This window comes from Shimia sp. R9_2 (assembly GCF_017743735.1).
Classification (GTDB): Bacteria; Pseudomonadota; Alphaproteobacteria; order Rhodobacterales; family Rhodobacteraceae; genus Shimia.
On record NZ_JAGHRO010000008.1, the window covers coordinates 126,863 to 142,392 of the forward strand.

At 58.0% G+C, this 15,530-nt stretch carries 12 protein-coding genes and 1 tRNA gene; 3 read left to right on the forward strand and 10 right to left on the reverse strand.

All coding sequences use genetic code 11. The features are described 5' to 3' along the window. Positions 1-37: 37 nt before the first annotated feature. The 3 genes from J7400_RS17505 to J7400_RS17515 all read right to left on the reverse strand — a co-directional run bounded on the left by J7400_RS17505 (position 38) and on the right by J7400_RS17515 (position 6,007). Complete coding sequence (locus tag J7400_RS17505) at positions 38-1,678, reverse strand: BCCT family transporter (RefSeq protein ID WP_209065378.1); 1,641 nt, start codon at positions 1,676-1,678, stop codon at positions 38-40. 120 nt (positions 1,679-1,798) lie between these two features. Next, positions 1,799-4,309, reverse strand: coding sequence for a CoA transferase (locus J7400_RS17510; RefSeq protein WP_209065379.1), 2,511 nt, complete (start codon positions 4,307-4,309; stop codon positions 1,799-1,801). Between the two features lie 36 nt (positions 4,310-4,345). Beyond that, on the reverse strand, positions 4,346-6,007 hold the full coding sequence (locus J7400_RS17515) for a GMC family oxidoreductase N-terminal domain-containing protein (RefSeq protein WP_209065380.1): 1,662 nt from the start codon (positions 6,005-6,007) through the stop codon (positions 4,346-4,348). Positions 6,008-6,211: 204 nt separating this feature from the next. Between J7400_RS17515 and J7400_RS17520 the strand changes: the two genes are divergently transcribed. Then, on the forward strand, positions 6,212-7,123 hold the full coding sequence (locus J7400_RS17520; RefSeq protein ID WP_209065381.1) for a LysR family transcriptional regulator: 912 nt from the start codon (positions 6,212-6,214) through the stop codon (positions 7,121-7,123). Positions 7,124-7,244: 121 nt separating this feature from the next. Here J7400_RS17520 and J7400_RS17525 read toward each other — a convergent pair. The 7 genes from J7400_RS17525 to J7400_RS17555 form a co-directional block, all read right to left on the reverse strand. After that, positions 7,245-7,322: transfer RNA gene (locus J7400_RS17525), tRNA-Arg, on the reverse strand. 157 nt (positions 7,323-7,479) lie between these two features. After that, positions 7,480-8,349: a hypothetical protein gene (locus J7400_RS17530; protein ID WP_209065382.1), complete on the reverse strand. Its 870-nt coding sequence runs from the start codon at positions 8,347-8,349 to the stop codon at positions 7,480-7,482. 7 nt (positions 8,350-8,356) lie between these two features. Next, entirely contained in the window at positions 8,357-9,061 is a 705-nt protein-coding gene (locus J7400_RS17535; protein WP_209065383.1) for a ShlB/FhaC/HecB family hemolysin secretion/activation protein, read from the reverse strand. Positions 9,062-9,118: 57 nt separating this feature from the next. Next, on the reverse strand, positions 9,119-9,919 hold the full coding sequence (locus J7400_RS17540; protein WP_209065384.1) for a hypothetical protein: 801 nt from the start codon (positions 9,917-9,919) through the stop codon (positions 9,119-9,121). Between the two features lie 197 nt (positions 9,920-10,116). After that, positions 10,117-10,890: an ABC transporter ATP-binding protein gene (locus J7400_RS17545; RefSeq protein WP_209065385.1), complete on the reverse strand. Its 774-nt coding sequence runs from the start codon at positions 10,888-10,890 to the stop codon at positions 10,117-10,119. Beyond that, positions 10,887-11,948, reverse strand: coding sequence for an iron ABC transporter permease (locus tag J7400_RS17550; protein WP_247738888.1), 1,062 nt, complete (start codon positions 11,946-11,948; stop codon positions 10,887-10,889). The genes J7400_RS17545 and J7400_RS17550 overlap by 4 nt, the downstream gene beginning before the upstream one ends. Positions 11,949-12,014: 66 nt before the next feature. After that, entirely contained in the window at positions 12,015-13,169 is a 1,155-nt protein-coding gene (locus tag J7400_RS17555; protein ID WP_209065386.1) for an ABC transporter substrate-binding protein, read from the reverse strand. A 340-nt stretch (positions 13,170-13,509) separates the two neighbouring features. On the opposite strand from J7400_RS17555, the gene J7400_RS17560 reads away from it, so the two are divergent. Together J7400_RS17560 and J7400_RS17565 are read left to right on the forward strand one after the other, a co-directional pair. Continuing rightward, the gene (locus J7400_RS17560; RefSeq protein WP_209065387.1) at positions 13,510-13,818 is read left to right on the forward strand and encodes a hypothetical protein; all 309 of its coding nucleotides are present in this window, start codon (positions 13,510-13,512) and stop codon (positions 13,816-13,818) included. A gap of 61 nt (positions 13,819-13,879) precedes the next feature. Beyond that, positions 13,880-15,460 (forward strand): xanthine/uracil/vitamin C permease, encoded by a 1,581-nt coding sequence (locus tag J7400_RS17565; RefSeq protein ID WP_209065388.1) that lies wholly within the window; start codon positions 13,880-13,882, stop codon positions 15,458-15,460. Positions 15,461-15,530: the final 70 nt, after the last annotated feature.

Sequence of the window (15,530 nt, forward strand, 5' to 3'; positions counted from 1 at the left end):
CCGAGGGCAGATGACCGCCCTCAACCGATAGCTTCAGTTACTGATGTACGGACTGAACGCCATTCTTTTCACGTACGCCGTCACGGATAACCGCTTTGATCAGAGCCAAGCCCATCAGAACCATCACGAAGCTGAAAGGCAGCGCGCCGATCACCATGGCGGTTTGAATAGCGCCAAGGCCACCAACCATCAGCAGGCCGCCGACAACAAAGCTCAGCGCCAGACCCCAGAAGATGATGTGCGGACGGCCACGGGGGCTTTCGTCACCAGCTGCGTTGATGGTGTTCACGATCAGAACAGCAGAGTCTGCCGTGGTGACCAGATAGGTCAGCAGCAGAACAACAACGATAACAGCCATGATCCAACCCAGTGCCGGAGACAGCAGCAGATCCAGCATCACGAACAGCTGGTTTGACTGACCCGCGCCAGAGATTGCATCGCCAACGCCGCCGTTCAGCGTCAGGTCGATAGCGGTGCCGCCAACAACAGTGAACCAGATGAAGCACATCAACGAAGGCACCAGAATGGCACCAACGATGTACTCACGCAGGCTGCGGCCGCGCGAGATACGCGCCAGGAACACACCAACAAAGGGGGCAAATGCGATCCACCAAGCCCAGTAGAACACGGACCAGCCACCTTGCCAGCCTGCAAGTGCGTCACCCGTCTCGGTGCCATCCGGGCTCCAAACAGTGAACAGAAGGGCCGGCAGTTGGGTCACATAAGCAAAGAAGCCGTTCACCAGAGCGCTGAGACCAAAGAAGGTCGAACCGAAGAGCAGGAAGAAGGCCAGCAGGAAGAAGCTAAGACCCATGTTCAAGTTCGACAGCCATTTGATGCCTTTGCCAACGCCTGACAGCGCGGATAGGGTTGATGCGCCCATGATGACAGCCAGCGAGACGACAATCCCAGCGGTCGACGGCTTGCCCGCCTCATTGACCAGCCAGTCGCCCAGACCGATACGGGTCAGGCCCGAAACGAATTGCTCCACACCAAAGCCAAGCGTTTGTGCCACACCAAGAATGGTCGCCACAACAGCAACAACGTCAACAACATGGCCGATGCCACCTGACAGACGTTCCCCAAACAGCGGCGCCAGGCCGGAACGAATGGTCAGTGGCAGGTTGCGGCGATAGGAGAAGTAAGCAAGCGACAACCCCACCAACGCATAACACGCCCATGCGACAAAGCCCCAGTGCATGAACGACCAAACATAGGCAGAGGTCACGTTGTCCGCGCCGGATGCCGTGGTTTCCCCCATAATCACGCTGGGATTGTTCGCGAAGTGATACATCGGCTCTGCGGTGGCAAATGTCAGCATCCCGATACCGATCCCGGCACCAAACATCATTGAGAACCAGGAGAAGTTGGAGAACTCAGGTGTATCCCCGGCCTGACCAAGCTGCAGCCTGCCTGTGGCGGGAACCACTGCCAGCGCCGCACAAACAATGGTGAAGAAAGCCGCAGCATAGATGTACCAGCTAGCAAAATTCTTCAGAAGAAAGCCGTTCATCGCGCCCAAAACAGCGGCGGCGTTTTCAGGCACAGAAATCGCCCACACGATCAGCGCACTGACCAAAATTTTGGACGATATCGCGACGGTTTTGCTGAAGCCGGCATAAAAGCCTGTTTCAGCCGTTGGGATCGACAGATCCATCATTGGGGGTTCTTTAGCCATAACTCCTCCTTTTGGCGCAAGAATTCACATCCTTGAGGGATGTTCCGGTTTCGGAGTGCTCAGCCAAATGGCGGCGCGCTCACAAAAAACCGCCCCTTCGAGCAGGAGCGGTGTGTTGGATTAACTTGGAAGATATTCGTCAGCCCATGATGTGCTGATATCGCCGCTGGCGATCATCTGTTCAATGGCTTTCTCCGCATAGCCAAGGTCGCGCAGAATCGTCCGCGTGGAAGTGCCAAACTTCTCCGCTGGGTCAAGGGCATAGACCTTGCTTTGCGCTGGACGCACGGCGTAGGGATCAAGTTGTGTCACCTCGCGGCCGCTTGGATGATCGGGGTAGACCGAGAAAGAATAGCTGCCTTTGTCGATCCCCGGCAGACCGTCGCTTTCACGTGTGTTCAGCGCGCGCAGGGCTTCGAGGTTTTCACAGATCGTGGCCGCGATATCTGCTGCACGCAAACGGGCCACCCACTCGGAGGCGGGCTGCAGTTGGAATGCCTGAGAGAGATAGGCCGCGCGCTCTTCCTCGGGCAGGTTTGGCAAATCTTCCAACCCTTCAACCTGCGCAAAACGCGGCAGATCGCTCTCATAGGCGCTCAGCAGAATGTAGCGTCCTGACGCGGTATAGTAGAAGCGGGTCAGAGCATCATATCCGTTGGCCTCAGGGCCGGAAGGCTCGTCGAACAAACCGCGCCCCTTAAAGTCAAAGGCAAAAGGCGCCTGCAGCAGGCCACTGTTGGCCGTCAGAGAGGTGCGGCCCCGGCCAATGCGACCGAAGCGATGCTTTTGATAGAGCGCCGCAGCGACACTCAACGCCCCACCAAAGCCGCACATAACATCGATGGTGCCAACATGGGCGTGCTCTTCGGGGCGATCCATGGCCCCCCCAAAGCGCAGCATGATGCCGGTCGCAGCCTGCACCAGATCATCATAACCGATATAGTCAGTCCGCGTGCCCCGCCGGACGCCGCTGAAACAATCCAGTTTACAGAAGATCGCATCCGGATTGAGCTTGCGCAGATTGTCGGCATCAAGCCCCATTTTACGGATCTGATTGTCCGGCGCATTCCAGACAATCACGTCAACGGTTTTCACCAGATCTTCAAAGACCTGACGGCCATGGCGCGAGGTGATATCTGCCAGAATGGAGCTTTTGCCGCGCATCTGCGACATGCCGTAGATCACGGTGTTCCAGCTATCATACATCGGCTCTGCCGGATCCAGTTTGATCACCTCAGCGCCAAAGCGCGCCAGATAGCTGGCAGAGTGAGGCCCTGCGATCACATTGCATAGATCGAGGACCCGTACGCCAGACAGCCAGCCTTCGCGGCTTTCCGTTTCAGCGGGCTCCGGCAATTCTGTGCGGAGCTTTTTGAGAATTTTCAGAGCTTCGTCAAATTCGGCCCAGCGACGCGGTTCCGGCTTCAGCGCCTCTTCGCCGCTTTCCTCAAGCCACACCACTGGCCCGGGTTGTGTCATGTCACCGTAGACCGGATCCCAAACATCGATCATCAGCCCGGAGGTCTCGGCATATTCGTCGTGAATCCACTCCTGGAGCCACCTTTGCGGCGCGCCCGGGATCATGCCGCGGCCAAACATCTTCTTCCACTCATGGGAGGTGCGGGTCATAAACACCTCCTTCATGCGCGCAGCGATCTTGTCGGCCCAGTCCTTTGGCATGGGGTAGACGCCTAGCGAGGTGTTGTGTTCCCACTCCGACCACGGCTTGTAGGTGTCTTCTTCGGAGGTCAGGCCCTCTTCAACCAGTTCGTCGTAAATCCCCAGCACTTCCAGGCAGCGGCGCGCGTGGTTTTTGTGGCTAGGGCAGACCACATAGAACATCCGGCCGTCTTTGCACATGTAGCTGCGGAAGAACGGGTCCAAAAGCTCCTGGAGATCCTCGTAGCTGACGTTCATCGGCAGGCCTTCGATCCGGCGGCGCTCGATCTCTACCTCGCGCTGGGTCAGATAGCGCTGGGGCATGTCAGAAACGTGGATGGAGTTATAGCAAAGCCCCTCCATCACTGCGGCAGCCAGAGGCACCTCGATGGCGTCCCCCTGCCCGGTCAATTGCCGCGCTTGCAGCGCCAGCACGGTGGCCGAAGCGGCAATCTGGGAGGCATAGGCAGAAGACAGTGGCAGCGGAGAGAAGGACGGGTTGAGGCCCATGAGCACGCGGTTCAGCCCCATGTCGGTGAAGACACCGGAACTTGCGGCCACGATGCTCTCAAAAGCGCGCAGCTCGCGGCGCTCTTCGTCATCAGAGGCGAAACCCGGAATGCTGAGGGTGATCAACTCTGGACGGTCATTGCGCATAGCGGCAAAATCGATGCCCAGCTTGGACAGTTTTCCCGGGCGGAAATTCTCGATGAGAATGTCGGCCTCCGCACATAGCGCAAGCGCCTGCTCAAGACCTTCTGGGGTTTTCAGATCGAGATTTACGATGACCTTATTGCGGTTCAGCATGGCGTTGGCCGGGCTATCCCACATAGCGCCTTCGGGCGGGTCGATGTGCACAACCGTTGCCCCCAAATCCCCGAGCAGCATCGCAACGGCAGGGCCCGCGATATACTGGCCGAAGTCCACGACTTTCACGCCGGTCAACGGCAGGTTGGAAAACGAATGACGCATGTGTCCTCCGATCGTTCAGGAATTTGTGTTGCGCGGTTATTGACCGTTCAGGATCCAGCCAGCGGCTTTCTCGGCAATCATGATGGTCGGAGAGTTGGTGTTGCCGCTGGTGATTTCCGGCATGATCGAGGCGTCCACCACCCGCAAGCCGCTCACCCCGCGCATGCGCAGATGCGGATCCAAGACGGCGGTGGGATCATCATCGCTGCCCATCTTTACAGTGCCGACGGGGTGGAAGATGGTGCTTGCGATGTCTCCGGCAAGGCGGGCCAGCTCTTCATCACTTTGGTACTGTGTGCCCGGCTTAAACTCTTCTGGCGCATATTTGCGCATCGCAGGCTGCGCCATGATCTCGCGCACCTGACGCAGGCTGTCGGCCGCCACTTTGCGATCGTCTTCGGTATCCAGGTAATTTGGTGTGATCTCTGGCGCGTCGCGGAAGTTGCCGGAGGCAATGCGCACATGACCACGGCTGGTGGGATTGAGGTTGCAAACACTCACGGTCATGGCCGGGAAGTCATGCAGATCCTCGCCAAAGGCCTCAAGGCTCAGCGGTTGTACGTGGTATTCCAGATTGGCATGCGTGCGGCCCGGATCAGAGCGGGTGAAAGCCCCCAGTTGGCTCGGTGACATGCTCATAGGGCCGGACCGTTTGAACACATACTCAAGCCCGATCTTGGCCTTGCCCAGCAGCGAGTTGGCCAGTGTATTCAGGGTTTGGGTGCCCTTCACTTTGAAGACCGCACGGATCTGGAGGTGATCCTGCAGGTTTTCCCCAACATAGGGCTGGTCCATCACCACATCGATGCCGTGCTTTTTCAGAAGGTCCGCAGGGCCAATGCCCGACAGTTGAAGGATTTGCGGAGAGTTGATCGCGCCAGCAGACAGCACCACCTCTTTGCGCGCGAAGGCCTCAACGGATTGACCGGCGCGGTTCACACGCACCCCAGAACAACGCAGGTCGCCTTCTTTATCAAACAGCAGTTTTTCCGCCTGCGCTTCGGTCCAGATTGTCAAATTGGGACGCGCTTTGGCGGGACGCAGGAACGCTTTGGAAGTGTTCCAGCGCCAGCCTGAGCGCTGGTTGACGTCAAAATAGCCAACGCCAGCATTGTCGCCGCTGTTGAAATCATCGGTTTTCTGGACGCCGGTCTCCTCTGCGGCATCCGCAAAGCTGTCCAGCACCTCCCAGTTCAGGCGCTGCTTCTCAATCCGCCACTCGCCACCGTGGCCATGCATATCCGAGAAACGGCTGTTGTCCCCGGTTTTGGGGTCAGCGCCATCATCCAGTTTGTAGTGGTCCTCATGAGATTTGAAGGACTCCAGAGAATTTTCCCAGTTCCATTCTGCTTCTCCGGTCAACGCAGCCCAGTTGTCATAGTCGCGCGCTTGCCCGCGCATGTAGATCATGCCGTTGATTGAGGAGCACCCGCCCAGGGTTTTACCACGCGGATAGAGCAGGCTGCGGCCGTTGAGCCCTTTGTCAGGCTGCGTTTTATAGAGCCAATCAGCGCGGGGATTGCCGATGCAATAAAGATAGCCCACAGGAATATGGATCCACGGGTAAGTGTCAGCCTTGCCCGCTTCCAGCAAAAGCACACGATTGGCAGGATCCGCGCTCAGGCGATTGGCCAGCAAACAGCCAGCAGAGCCCGCGCCGACGACGATGTAGTCAAATTCGTTTGCTTGATCCGCCATGTCTGATCCTTCTGCCACCGGGTCGCTCAGTTCGTGATTACAGAGGGAGAGAAGTGCGAAACGCCTGACACAGCGAGTCATTGGGCTGTGTTCAAAAGACTGATCTGCATTTCCTCCCCGAAACGCAATTGATGCATAGGTATTCGACATTCAGCGGCGGGAAGCTAATGACAAATACCTCAGAGCTATATTACAAATTTTTATATGGACAGATTCTCGAACCTTAACAATCTCTTGGCCTTTGTTACCGTGGCGCGTGAGGGCAGTGTGTCCCGTGCGGCGGATGTGCTCAATCTCACCCAGCCAGCGATCAGCCATCAGATCAGGCGACTTGCAGAGGAAACCGGTTTGACCCTCTTCACCCGCACCACAACCGGTCTACAACTCACACCCGATGGAGCAGCGATTCTGGCAAAGGCCGAGAATGTGCTGGAGGCCATGAGCGAATTCCGCCGGAGCGCCCGGCGCCGGTCCGGCCAGATCAGTGGCACCTTGCGACTGGGCACGATCGTTGATCCCGAGTTTATCCGCCTTGGACGCTTGCTGGCGATCTTGCGGCGCGAGCATGCAGCCATCGAGACGCATCTGCTGCACGGAGTGAGCGGAAATATTCTCTCGTGGCTCAGCCGCGGACAGATTGACGCCGGGTTTTATCTGAGCGGTCCCGGTGGTGTTCCAAGCACCACTCCAGATACCGAAAGCCCGATCCACGCGGTACATCTCGCGGATTTCAACTATCGGGTCGTTGCGCCAGCTGGCTGGGGGGCGCAGGCGGAACATGCGGACTGGAAACAGCTTGCCACCTTGCCTTGGATCGGCACGCCGGAGCTGTCGGTGCATCATCGACTCTTGCAACGTGTGTTCAAGGAGCATGGCTGCACCCAAAATGTTGTGGCGCAGGTGGATCAGGAGGCGTCAATGCTGGAGATGGTGAGATCCGGTATCGGTTTGAGTCTGTGCCGTGACTCAATCGCTCTGCACCAGAAGCAGACATTCGGTCTGGTGATTTGTGAGACCGTTTCGGTGCCCGCGAGCCTCAGTTTTGTCACGCTGGAACGTCACATAAACCGCCCGATCATTGCAGAAACAGTGCGCTTGCTAGAGCAGGCTTGGTGAGCCTGCTTGTACAGGTCTGCGTGAGTGACAAAGGGCGGGTGCTGGCTTTGTGGGGTGTGTTCAAACACGCGTGCGACGCCAAAGGCACAAGCATGTAAGCACTTACGGAAAAACAGAAAAATGGCGAGCCCTGGAGGACTCGAACCCCCGACCTGAGAATTAGAAGTTCCCTGCTCTAATCCAGCTGAGCTAAGGGCCCGGTAACGGAGGTAATTAGATAGGCCTTGAGAGCATGTCAACAGAGGAGCGCCGCTCTTGGCGGTGAATTTGCAGCCTGGTGAAGCTGATGGACTGTGTGGCTGTTTGGTTGTTGATAAGATCTCGCTGCGCAGAGCTGCAAACCGCTAGCAGACCGCCTATTTGCGCCGTTTGATCGAGATGATGCAGCCGGAGTATTTCAGGTGGCGTGCCGGAACATCTCTGGCCATTGCGTCCACATTGCCGATGTGGCGGAGCGCGCCTGATGCCAGCAATTGACCTCTCGCATTTGCCGTGCGGCGTGGCCCAAAGCCGCTGGCGACACATTCCCATTCCTCACCCGCAGCGCCTTCCTTGAAGAGCGGGGGATCATGCGGCGCGTGCCGTCCTGGTACGGCGGCGATGTGCTGAAACTTCTTGGGTGCGGATTGGATTTTTGGCCGATGCGTGGCGGAAGCTGCGGTCTGCCCTGAGGGGGCGGTGAGCTTTGCCTGGCGGGGCTTCGGACGCACAATGACGGCATATCCGGTGGGCGACTTGTGACCGGGCACCGCCAGATGGTTCGCCGAAGGTTTGGCGGTGATGGTAACGGGCTGGGGAATGGCCTGAGGGATTTGGTTGGGCACCGCCACGGGGGTCGGCACCGGTGTTTTTATTGGTGTTTGCAGGGGTGTTGGTGTCGCCTGAGGGATCGCCTGCGGCGTTGCGGTTGGGGTCGCAATCACAGGGGGAACGCGCTGTGGAATGCGGGCAGGCACCGCCGTGGGGGCCAAAACAGGTACTGCGACAGATTGCGGCGTGCTGGGCGTGCCTTTGGGAGGCAATTGGGTGGCGGTCGGGCTTGAAGGCCCAGAGGTTTGGGTATTGTGGTGCTGTGATCCGGATTGACCGCATCCCTGCGCGGACTGGTGTGGATTGCCGACACCTCGACACCATCCGTAGTGGTTTCCACGCGCCAGCACCGGCCCGGAGAACAGCTCTGCGCTCAGGCAGGTGGCAAGCAACATCATCAGTGTTTGTCTGCGCATGGTCCCCTCACCAACTGGTTGTCAAAGCGATATAGGCGACCGCATCCCCAGCCTCGGTCAATGGGCCGTCTTTCAGCGGAAATCCCACGTAGCTTGACAGGAAGAGGTTGCGGCGGAAGTCGATGTCGACGCCAATCCCGACAGAGGCCAGCGTGGCGTCATCGACTTCATAATCAGCAGGTGCGTTGTTGGACACATAGCCGAGATCCAAAAACGCAAACGGCGAGACGCGGTTGATGCCGGGTGTGGCTGGAAAATAGCTTTGGGACAGCTCGAATAGAGCGCTGACCCCGGAATCTCCATCCACTTCGTCAAAGCGGTAGCCGCGCAAAACATAGCGATCGCCGAGGAAAAACTCTTCGACGGAGGGCAGTCGATCATTGGTGTACTGGCCCCAGATTTCCGTGCGCCACGCGGTATTGGCGGCAAGCGCGCTGAGCGGGCTCTCGTATCCAAAACCGCCGCGCAGATGCCAGAAGGAGGCATCCCCATCCTCAAATCCCGGTGCGGTATTGCTGTCTTCGTTCTCTCCATAAGACAGCGTGGCCCCCGCTTCCAGGGCCCCGCCGCTGGCGAAGCTCTTGCCGTACAGATAGGTCAGACCGAAGACATCCGCTTCGCTGGACAGAGGGACGCCGCCGCTTTCTGAATCTGATTGAGACAGGCGATAATCCAGCAGCAGATAGCCATAGCTTTCAACATCCCTGACCACCGGGTAGCCCAGAGCGAGCGTCAGGTTTTCCCCGTCGATCTCTGTTCTCGCAAAGCTTCAGGAGATATCACGGCGCGCATTCACAGAGCCATAGTAGAGCTCGCTATAAAGACCGTTGCTGTGCAGAGGCAAACGGTAGGTGAGTGCGCCCCAAAGGGACTCCTCGTTGTCCTGATCCCAGTTGATGGTGCCTGAGGCTTCAAGTCGGAGAAGATCGCCAACAGCAAAGGTGGAGTAAAATTCCTGAGCCAGATAGAGGCTCAGGGCTTCGCCAAGCTCTCGTGGCGGGTTGTCGAGCGTGGCGGTGCCTGCGGATTTGGCTTGTTCCTCAACCAACACACGCAGACGAGCCCCGTTTGACGATGGGAAATCTATCTCGGTGGAGAGGTCAATGTTGGGGATATCTTCTGCCAGCATCACCGCGCGTTCAAAGCGTTTGAGTGGCAGCGCAGGCACAGAGATCAGCGGCGCAAACAGACGCTCCAGAGCGGCGTATGTGCGCGCGTCGACGCCTTCGATGATCACCTCCTGAAGGTGACCTTCATCCACCACGATTGCGCGACCATCAGACGCCACGCGGGCCTCAGCCAGAAAATAGCCGTCCTCGCGATAGATATGGGAAATTGCGGCGGCAACCTGTTCTGCTGTGATCTGCCCGTGGCGCTCAAAGGCAACCTGACCGGAAAAGGTGAGCAGGACGTCGGCGTCATAAACGGTGACCCCTTTGACGCTGTGGGTGGATTGCGCATCCCAGCTCTGCGCACGCAGCGGCGCGCCCCAACCGCCAAACAAAAAACAAAACTGGCGCAAACACGCAAAGACAACCGCATAGAGCACATACCAAAACCAAAGGTGCAACCTGCGACAAGCCTAGCCGCCAACAAAACAACCGGTAAACAAAAAACGGGGTTCAGGCGCGCGCGCCGACGCAAGAGTTGCCATCACGCGCCACCTGATGGCGGACAGACGAGGTTATTTGGTGAAATTGATGGGCAGGCGGAAGCTATGAAAGGAGGCGCGGATCAGATCTGCGCCCCTTTATAGTTTGATTGCGGTTATGCAGACAGTCTTGCGTCTACATAGAGCACGCCACGTTTGGTGCGCTCCAGATCGGTTTGCACCCGATATGTGGCGCCAATCTCTGACAATGCAAGAATGTCTTCTGGCGTCCCATCTGCAAGGATGGCGCCTTGGCGCAGAAGCACCAGACGATCACAGAATTTGGCTGCGAGATTGAGGTCATGCAAAGCGGCAATCACGATGGGGTGCTTGCGCTCCATTTCGCTGCGGATTGAGGTCATGATCGACAGCTGATGATGCAAATCCAGCGCACTGGTTGGTTCATCCAACAAGATCACATCCGGCGCGCGCACGATGGTTTGGGCAACGGCCACCATCTGCGCCTGACCGCCGCTCAGATCCGCTATTCCACGATCTGCAAGATGAGACAGGCCAAGCGCGTTGAGCGTGTCCGCCACGCGGTCCAGATTGTCATTGCGCACGCGCCAGCCTGTGGTTTGTTTGAGCGCAAGCAAAACGCTCTCAAACACCGTAAGCAAAGCGTTGCAGCCAAAGGCCTGCGGCATATAGGCGATGCGGCGCACCCGTTCTTTGCGGGATAGATGGGTAATGTCTTGTCCCTGCAACATTACCTGTCCTGAAGAGGGCGCAAGCAGCCCCGCGAGCACTTTGAACAGCGTGGATTTGCCCGCGGCATTGGGGCCGATCAGCCCGACAAAACTGCCGGGGGCGATGTCGGGAAGGCAGACATCGCGCAGGATTTGCACCTTGCCATATCCGGCATTCACATCTGTGACACGCAGTGTCATGACAATTTCTCCCGTCGTGTGCTGAGGATGATGGAGATGAAGACCGGCACCCCGATCAGCGAGGTGATGATGCCGATCGGGTAGATGATGCCTGGGGTGATGGATTTGGAGATGAGCGATGTGAGCGACAACACCAATGCGCCCACCAGGGCGGACAGGGGCACAAAGAAGCGTTGATCTTCCCCAACCAGAAGGCGGGCAATATGCGGCCCGACAAGGCCGACAAAACCAACGGTGCCCACAAAGGACACCGCTGTCGCGGCCAGCAGCGATACGCAGATCAGCATCTCCACACGCAAGCGGGCCACATCGACCCCCATGCTTTCTGCAGTGGCCTCGCCCATGCGCAGGGCGGTCATGGGCCAGGTCCGCAGCAGGCTGAACGGGATTGCGACGGCCAAGAGAAGCGCGCCGATGCTGATCTTTTCCCAGCTCGCGCGGCTGAGAGAGCCCATCATCCAGAAAACAATCCGCGCGATCTGATCCTCAGAAGCCATATATTGCATCAACGCCAGAAGCGCCGAGAAGGTGAAGAAAATGGCGATGCCAAAGAGGATCATGGTTTCAGAGCCGACGCCTTTGAGGCGTGTGGCCAAGAGAATGAACCCACATGTGGCAAGCGCAAAAACAAAGGCGTTGGTTGTCACAAGCAGCGGGCCGACCGCCGGGATCACCGAAACCCCGAGCACGATCGCCAAGGAGGCGCCAAAACTGGCCGCCGCAGACACGCCCAATGTGAAAGGCTCTGCCAGCGGGTTGTTCAGGATGGTCTGCATCTGCGCGCCGGCCACGGCCAGCAGCGCGCCGACCAGCACGGCGGTGACCGCCACCGGCAAGCGATAGTCCCAGACAATGACCTTCAGCCGAACACCGTGTGAGAGCGGATCAAGAAACACCTCGGCCACCGTCGACAGTGGATAATGCCCAGGGCCGGTCGCCACATCGAGAAAGAAGCTTATGCCCAGAAGCGTGGCGATCACGCCAATCATGCCGTACCGCCGTGCGACCTGTGCGCCATAGCTTTGCCGCATCTGCTGCGCTGTCAGTTCCGCACTCATCAAAAATCCTCTTAAGGCAAAAAGCCCCGACTGGCACAAAGCCAATCGGGGCAAAGAGCAGCGTGATCAGCTGCCGGATTTCAGGGTGCCCCAGAAGACGCCCGAATAGTCAATCGGCAGGAAACGGTCATGCAGCTCTTGCATGGTGGCCTCTGGATCTACATCGGCAAACAGCTTCGGGTGCAGCCATTTGGCAAAGGCCTGCATGGCCACAAAGTGGTAGGGGCTGTTGTAGAACTGGTGGTAGACCGAGTGGAAACGGCCGTTTTTCACGGCAGACAACTCTGGCCATCCCTCACGCGCCGCAAGACCTGCCAGACGTTCCTGCACCGTGGCGGCGTCGGCTTCATAGCCAAAGAGCACAGCGATGGTGTCCGGGTTGGCCTCTGACCAGTTGGCACCGGTGCCGATGATCACGTCCGGGTCATCCGCAAAGATGGCCTCAAGGCTGACATTGGTTTTAAAGCCCGGGAATTTGAGCGAGCCCCAGTTGCGACCACCAGACAGATCCACCAAGCGGCCCAAGTTTGCCGCGCCGTAGGTGGAGCAGCATTTGTTTGGATTGTAGCCCGCTGCGTTTTCAATGAACACGATGGGGCGCTCTTCCGCCGGGATCTGCGCCACACGGGAGTAGATCAGCTTGGTTTGCTGTTGGTAGAAATCGGCAAAGGCGTCTGCTTCGTCGCGTTTGTCAAAGATACGGCCCATCAGCTGAATGCTGGGCAGGGCGTTTTCTGTCGGGTTCTGGCGGAAATCCAAAAAGACGGTCGCAACACCGGCTTCTTCCAGCTTGTCGATGATGCCGCTTTCCTGCGCCTTGAGCAGGTTGCCAAGGTTCATGAACACAACCTCGGTGCCCAGCGCGATCACGGCCTCAAGATTCCACTCGTCAGAATAGGGGCTGCCAAAGCTCGGCAGATCCGCGATCTCTGGATAGGTTGCCAGATATTTGCGGTAGGCATCGGGATCATAGTTGATCATGTCGTCTTTCCAGCCGACGACACGGGCAAACGGATTTTCCTGATCCAGCAAAGCGATGGAGTAGATCATGCGACCTTCGCCAATCACCACTTTGGACGGATTTTTCTCTACTTCGACAACGCGCCCGGCGATGTCGGTCAATTTGATGGTCTCTGCAAATGCAAACGTGGCGGACGCGATGGATAGCGTCAGAGCTGCGGCGGCGGAGCAAAGACCCCGCATCAATGATGTGACGGACATGGGTCTCTCCCTGAAAATGTTTCCCATGGCGGCGGCCATGGGCTGCGCACTGATAGATTTATCTTATTATTTTTGTCAAGTTATCAAATTGGTGTTTGAGAAGCCGCGAAGCGTTTCTTTGAGACCACACCTCTACCGTGCATCCTATGCGGATTCGCTGAGTTGTAGGCGCGTTCTAATTACGTCAAACAGCGCAGAGCGCACCTGGCTCGCGGCGCGCTTTATCAAAAATACATTGAAAATATTTCGGGAAAGCCACCGCTATTTTGCACAATCAGAATCCCTAGACTGCCGACAATCTTAAAACCTCGGATAGGACCGGAGGAGGCCTGTAGGGCACATGGCGCATCAGGACGAAATACGCTGCCAAAGTGGTGCAGATGCGCTTCCTGTGACAGGAGACGACACCTATGCCTACCTGACCGGTTCTCAAACCAAACGCGCCCGGTTCAAATCCGGATGTGCTGAATTCTGCGATGGGCGATCCATCGCACCCTTGATCTGCCCTATCGGGGCAGGCGGTAGCCGCGACAAGCGGCCTGCAGAGATTGGCGCGACTGTTAAAGCCGACGTCACCACTGCTCTGACCTCTGAAACTGCCGCAATTCCCCAAGTTTGGGGCTCTGTTCCGCATATCGCGGCGCAGTGAGAAACGCCGGGTGCGCGGTTTGAGGAGAAACCGCCCACACGGCTAACAGATGGAGGTCCCAATGAGGGATGGTAGTTATACCTACAAGCTGTTTCACCGCAGCGATTTCAGCGCGTTTTGGGCGCTGTTTACCGACAACCTGATCAATCTGATGGTCTTGGCAGGGATCTGTCAGTTCGTGTTCAACATGCCCGCAGACATCGTTTACGGCCGGATCGTGCCGGGCGCTGCTGTGGCCATTCTCGCCGGTATTGCCGTCTATGTCGGCCTCGCCAAACGCGCCGCTGCCCAGCAGGGGCGTGATGTGACCGCGATGCCCTACGGCATTTCGACACCGGTTATGTTTGTCTATCTCTTTGGTGTGATCGGTCCGATTTATTGGGCCACCAATGATCCGATGCTGGCCTGGCAGGTCGGAATTGGTGCGGGCTTTATGGGGGGCATCGTTGCGGCTTTTGGGGCGGTGATTGGCCCATGGCTCAAACGGGTCACGCCGCGCGCAGGGATGCTCGGCACCTTGTGCGGCATCGCGCTGGTGTTCATTGGCACCGTGCCGCTTGCCACCGTGTTTGAAAACCCGTTCATCGGCTTTGCCTCCATGATCATCATTCTCTGGGGCCTCGTTGGGCGTTTCCGCCTGCCGTACAATATTCCGGCAGGTCTGTTGGCCTTGATCGTGGGCACAATCGTGGCGCTGAGCATCGGTGAGGCCAAGTTGAGCGCAGACGGCGTTGGCTTCTATGCGCCCCTGCCCTATTTCGGCGATCTGATTGCCGGCATTCAGCATCTGTTTGCCAACCCGGAGCTGTTTCTGGTGCTGATACCGGTTCAGATCTACAACTTCATTGAGACGATGAACAACGTGGAGAGCGCGGAAGCGGCAGGGGATCACTATCCTGTGGCAACCTGCCAGATCACCGATGGTCTGGGCACCATGGTGGGCGCGGTGTTTGGCTCGCCCTTTCCAACCACGGCCTATATCGGGCATCCGGCTTACAAGCGCATGGGCGCGCGTGCGGGCTATATCATCGGGGTTGGCGTGGTCATTCCACTGGCGGCCTTTCTGGGGCTGCTGGCCTTCCTCAACAACCTGATCCCAGTGGCCGCCGCCGCGCCGGTTCTGGTGTTTGTGGCGCTGAGCCTGATCACCAACACCGCGCATTCGGTCAAAACCGAGCATATGGCCGCTGTCACCATCGCGATGATGCCGCATGTCTCAGCCTTTCTTATGGTCAAATGGGGCTCCCTCATGGGCGCTTTGGGTGCGGTTGGGGTTGCCGGACTGCCGCAGCTGGGTGACGAGGCACTGACTGCCGCCCTGCTTCAGCAAGGGGCGCATTTTGAAGGCCACCTCGCCCTGTCCCAAGGGGCCATTCTGACGGGCCTCATTTGGGGCGCGATTGTCGCAAGTGTGATTGATGGCCGCTTCCGCAATGCCGGAGGATTTGCCCTGGCTGCATCAGCCATGTCAGCGGTTGGCATCATACACGGCGCGAGCCTGCATTGGCCTGAGCTGTCAGGTGTGACCGCCGGTTACCTGATCTCCGCAGCCTTCCTCTATATATATCCGCTCTTTCACCGCGAAGACGACATGGTGAACCAGAACGCGGTGGTGGAAGACGCCCCGGCACCGGCGGAATAAGCCCCCGCCAAGACAGCAAATGTGCAGGCTGCCCAAACACCTTCTGTAGGTGGCCTGCACACTAAGTCTG